Consider the following 4219-nt stretch of genomic DNA (forward strand, 5'->3'; position numbering starts at 1 on the left):
GTCATCAATCTCAACGCCGGCATTGCCGCAACCCGATCGCTCGACCCGGAGCTCATGGAGCGAACGTTCGAAAAAATGAGCCGACGACTGCCTTACGACATGCCGGGTTTCCTTGCCGACGGCATGCGGCAAGCGGCCTTCCAAAACGTACCGGATGCGGTCAAGGACGTGATGCGCAGGTACATGGAAAGGTGGCCGGCCAACGCGCTCCACTAGCGGCAGGCATCGGCATCCCCGCAGCGCATCATCCTGTCCATCGCGCGCGGCACGATCTGCCATGACAGGCCGAAGCGGTCCTTGCACCAGCCGCAGGCCTCGGCCTCGGGGACGGTCGAGAGTGTGTCCCAGTAGCGATCGATCTCGGCCTGCGTCTCGCAGCGCACGACGAAGCTGATCGCCTCGTTGAACCTGAACTCATCAGCGCGCCGCGATTGATCTTGAGCTGTGCATGGATCAGCCTCGGCGTGCCGTCGGCGAAGGATAGGCGGCCCAGCTCCCTCGCACCGAAGGCGCGGGCATAGAAGTCACAGGCGTCGGCTGCGCGGCCAGCCATCGCGATCTAGGGCATCACGCCGTACATCGCGGCCGGGCCGGGTGGATGCGGGGCATCGCTCAGGGTAGGTCTCCTTCGGGTGGGTGGAACGGCTGTGTGTACCTGCTGGTCGATCGGCGGGTAGCCAAATCGACATCTGTTCGCCCGCTCGGCATCCGGATTCCAACGTGACGGCCCGCATACGCGCACGGTGGCTGCGGTCCACCGAATGCGAATTGGTATGTCCGGCCTCGGGATACTCGACCGCCCCCCTGCAACCGACCGAAACCCTCCGACAACAATCCGGATACACACGGGAAGCCGGCACGTTACAGCACCGGTCCAGACTCATCTGCAACCGGAGCGGACATGGTGCCTCGCCATCCCGACCGGGAAACCTCGATCGCCGTCTTTCGACCCACTCGGCGGTGATCCATTGCAGATCGATCGGAGGAAACCCGCATGTTCAAACGCGTGACTGTCTTTACTTACGGGGTCGTCAGCTACCTCGTTTTCTTTGCCAGCTTTCTCTATGCCATCGGCTTCATCGGGAACATCCTGGTACCCAAGTCGATCGACTCGGCGCCGACCGTTCCCTTCTGGTCCGCTGTGCTGATCAACAGCCTGCTCCTCGGGATCTTTGCGGTGCAGCACAGCGTCATGGCCCGCCCGGCCTTCAAGCGCTGGATCACCCGCTACATCCCGCGCGAGGCGGAGCGCAGCACCTACACCTTGACGGCCAGTCTGCTGTTGATCGCGCTGTTCGTCTGGTGGCAGCCCATGGGCGGGGTGATCTGGAACGTAACCGACCCGGTCGGTCAGGCCGTGCTCTATGGTCTCTATGGCTTCGGCTGGACCACGGTGCTGGTCGCGACCTTCCTGATCAATCACTTCGACCTGTTCGGCCTGCGTCAGGTGTGGCTGCAGCTCGTCGGCAAGCCCTACACGCCGCTGCGCTTCAAGACCCCCGGCCCCTATCGGTTGGTGCGTCATCCGCTCTATGTCGGCTGGCTCTTCGTCTTCTGGGCGACCCCGACGATGACGGCCGCACACCTGCTGTTCGCGCTGCTGACCACGGGCTACATCCTGATCGGCATCCGGCTGGAGGAGCGCGACCTGCTCAAGGCCCACCCCGAGTACGCCGGCTATCGCAAGCATGTGCCCATGTTGATCCCCCGCCTCGGCGGCAAGGGTCGCGGCGGCGGCCGGATCGCTGCGGTCGGCGACGGCAACTGAGATGACAGCGCAGCCCCGGTCGGCGGATCGGCGATCGTGCCGACCGGGGCGACCGAAAGACGACGGACCGAAACATCCACCCGATACGAAACAACCCGAGGAGACATCACCATGGCCGTTATGAGCCCCATCGATTTCGACGCCGAATATCTGCGCCACAAGGTCCGCGAAACCTACGACCGGGTCGCCCGCGACCCTTATGCGACCTACCACTTCCACCGCGGTCCCGCCTACGCCGGGGACTACCTCGGCTATGACCCCGCGGAGCTGGCCGCCCTGCCGCCGATCAGCGTCGATCGCTTCGCCGGTGTCGGCAACCCCTTCGCCGCGGGCGACATCCATCCGGGCGAGACGATCCTCGACCACGCCTGCGGCGCCGGAACGGATCTGCTGATCGCGGCCCGCCGCACCGGGCCGGAGGGTCGGGCCATCGGGGTCGACATGACCCCCATGATGCGCGAATGCGCCGAGCTCGGTGCGCAGCTCGCCGGGCTCGCCGATCGAGTCGAGATCCGCGACGGACGCTACGAAACCCTGCCGGTCCCGGATGCGAGCATCGACGTGGTCATCTCCAACGGCGTGGTCAACCTGGCCCCGGACAAGACACGGGTGTTTCGCGAGATCTACCGCGTGCTCAAGCCGGGCGGGCGCCTGTATCTCGCGGACGTGGTGGTCGCCCGCGAGCTCACGCTCGACGCGCGCGCCAATCCGGACCTCTGGGCCGCCTGCATCGCCGGTGCCTTGGTCGAGGAGGAGCTGCCCGCGATCGCGAAGTCGGTCGGGTTGCGTCGGGGCCGGCTGATCGGCTGCTACGACTGCTTCCGCAACACCAGCGCGGCGGACAAGGTCGCCAAGGACCTCAAGGTCCACGGTGTGACCTTCTTTGCCGTGAAGTAATCGGATTCAACAGATCGGAGAGACGACATGAACCAAACACGCGACACGGCATGGTGGTACTGGCTGGCGAGCGCCGTCCTGCTCGTCGAGGCACTCGCGGGCTGCCCGCTCGGAGTGTTTCGGCCCCGAACTCCCTCACGATTGTCGGTGACGGCATAGCCGGCCCGGTTGCCGAAGGCGTCAAAGCACGCTCCGCGCGGGCTCGACAGACTGGTCATGTTTTGTGCACGACCATCCCGATACACGCGGGACGCCGGCGCGTTACAGCGCCGCTCCGGACTCATCTGCAACCGAATCGTGCGGGTCGGCTATCTGGCCTGGAACCGGCAGAGCGCCTTCAGCATGGATCTGATCATCCGAACCTTCCTGCAGACACCGACCAAGAGCAGCATCGTCGGCCACTCCTGATGATGAGGGTGATGGTGGCGGTGCGCAGGGATGCGCACCGCGAGGGTCACATCGGTCGCTCGAAACTCAGCAGCGATTCCACCTCGCGCACGCCCAAGATGTCGCCCGCCAGCGCCTCGGCGACCTGACGCTCGGCCAGCGAAGTGACGGTGCCGCGAAGCAACACCACCCCATCGGTCGAGCTGACTTCGATACTGCGCGCGTTGACGGTGGTGTCGTAGCGCAGGACGGCGCTCACGCGATTGGTGATCCAGGTATCGGAACGCTCGACCTCGCCGGCGGCGGCCTGTCTCTCGCGCTCCGCAGTCAAGATATCCGGGTCGACGTTGATGTAGTTGAAGACCTCGCGAACCCCTTCTGTGGTCCCGACAAGGGTCGCCACGCGATCGGACGCTCCGGTCGATCCGACGCGCCCTTGGAGGCGGGCAATGCCCCCGTCGATCTCGACGGAGACCTCCAACCCGCTCGTACTGGTCTGCCAACCCAGGCGCTGTCGGATCCGGGTCGCTAGATCCAGGTCTTCAACCTGAGCAGTGAGCGGCCCCGGGCTCTCCGCGAAGGCGGCATCCAGGTCGAGCGCGTTGTCCACCGGCACCCCGTTCGCGACCAGGTTTGCCAGATCCTCCGCCAGGGCGCGCTCGATGACGCCCGGCACGGACCCCTCGATGCGCAGGCGCCCGTCCTGCGAGTGGACCTTGATCGCATAGCCGCTGAGGTGTTGGTTGAGCGCGATGATGGTCTCGACCTTGGCGGCGATCCCGGCATCGGAATCGGCATCGGCCCGCAGGGGCGACGCCGAGAGTAGGATCAGCAACGCCGAGGTCATCAAAACCCGATCGAGTCGTGTCGGTTTCATTCGCTTTGATCTCGTTGTAGGGAAGCCGGGGTCCACGCGCTTGCGCGGCGCGAACCGAGATGCGGAACCGCAATGCCAATACTATCGACCTATGCTCGCTGCAGCACCCCCCGGAGGTCGATCGGGTCGGCCGAGGGTGTGCCACGGTGCCCGAGCATTGGAGTCACGAAAGAAGCAGTCAACTGCCGGATCCACGGTAATGCACCTGCGGTGTACCGATGACGCCATCGCGAATCCGGTATTGCTGGCTGGTGACCTTGCGTCTGAAGCGGGCGTCGTGGGAGACGACG

The 4219-nt window shown here is 65.2% G+C and carries 5 protein-coding genes and 1 pseudogene; 4 read left to right on the plus strand and 2 right to left on the minus strand.

Annotated elements, in window-relative coordinates; all coding sequences use genetic code 11:
* Positions 1-216: pseudogene (locus tag GPT33_RS17370) on the plus strand (hypothetical protein); the annotation flags it as partial.
* Here GPT33_RS17370 and GPT33_RS17375 read toward each other — a convergent pair.
* Positions 213-482: a VOC family protein gene (locus GPT33_RS17375; RefSeq protein WP_296811547.1), complete on the minus strand. Its 270-nt coding sequence runs from the start codon at positions 480-482 to the stop codon at positions 213-215. The pseudogene GPT33_RS17370 and the gene GPT33_RS17375 sit on opposite strands and share 4 nt — an antisense overlap.
* Before the next feature lie 512 nt (positions 483-994).
* On the opposite strand from GPT33_RS17375, the gene mddA reads away from it, so the two are divergent.
* From mddA to GPT33_RS17390, 3 genes are all read left to right on the plus strand, one after another.
* Complete coding sequence (mddA, locus tag GPT33_RS17380) at positions 995-1768, plus strand: methanethiol S-methyltransferase (RefSeq protein WP_296811539.1); 774 nt, start codon at positions 995-997, stop codon at positions 1766-1768.
* Between the two features lie 111 nt (positions 1769-1879).
* On the plus strand, positions 1880-2665 hold the full coding sequence (locus GPT33_RS17385) for a methyltransferase domain-containing protein (RefSeq protein ID WP_296811541.1): 786 nt from the start codon (positions 1880-1882) through the stop codon (positions 2663-2665).
* 216 nt (positions 2666-2881) lie between these two features.
* Entirely contained in the window at positions 2882-3073 is a 192-nt protein-coding gene (locus GPT33_RS17390; protein WP_296811543.1) for a hypothetical protein, read from the plus strand.
* 46 nt (positions 3074-3119) lie between these two features.
* Here GPT33_RS17390 and GPT33_RS17395 read toward each other — a convergent pair whose 3' ends face one another.
* The gene (locus GPT33_RS17395) at positions 3120-3929 is read right to left on the minus strand and encodes a BON domain-containing protein (protein ID WP_296811545.1); all 810 of its coding nucleotides are present in this window, start codon (positions 3927-3929) and stop codon (positions 3120-3122) included.
* Positions 3930-4219: the final 290 nt, after the last annotated feature.

Origin of the sequence: Thiocapsa sp., from assembly GCF_011390875.1 — a bacterium.
GTDB lineage: Bacteria > Pseudomonadota > Gammaproteobacteria > Chromatiales > Chromatiaceae > Thiocapsa.

Coding starts and splice junctions, on each gene's coding strand:
- mddA (WP_296811539.1), top strand. CDS start 995: ATGTTCAAACGCGTGACTGTCTTTACTTACGGGGTCGTCAGCTACCTC.
- GPT33_RS17385 (WP_296811541.1), top strand. CDS start 1,880: ATGGCCGTTATGAGCCCCATCGATTTCGACGCCGAATATCTGCGCCAC.
- GPT33_RS17390 (WP_296811543.1), top strand. CDS start 2,882: ATGTTTTGTGCACGACCATCCCGATACACGCGGGACGCCGGCGCGTTA.
- GPT33_RS17395 (WP_296811545.1), bottom strand. CDS start 3,929: ATGAAACCGACACGACTCGATCGGGTTTTGATGACCTCGGCGTTGCTG.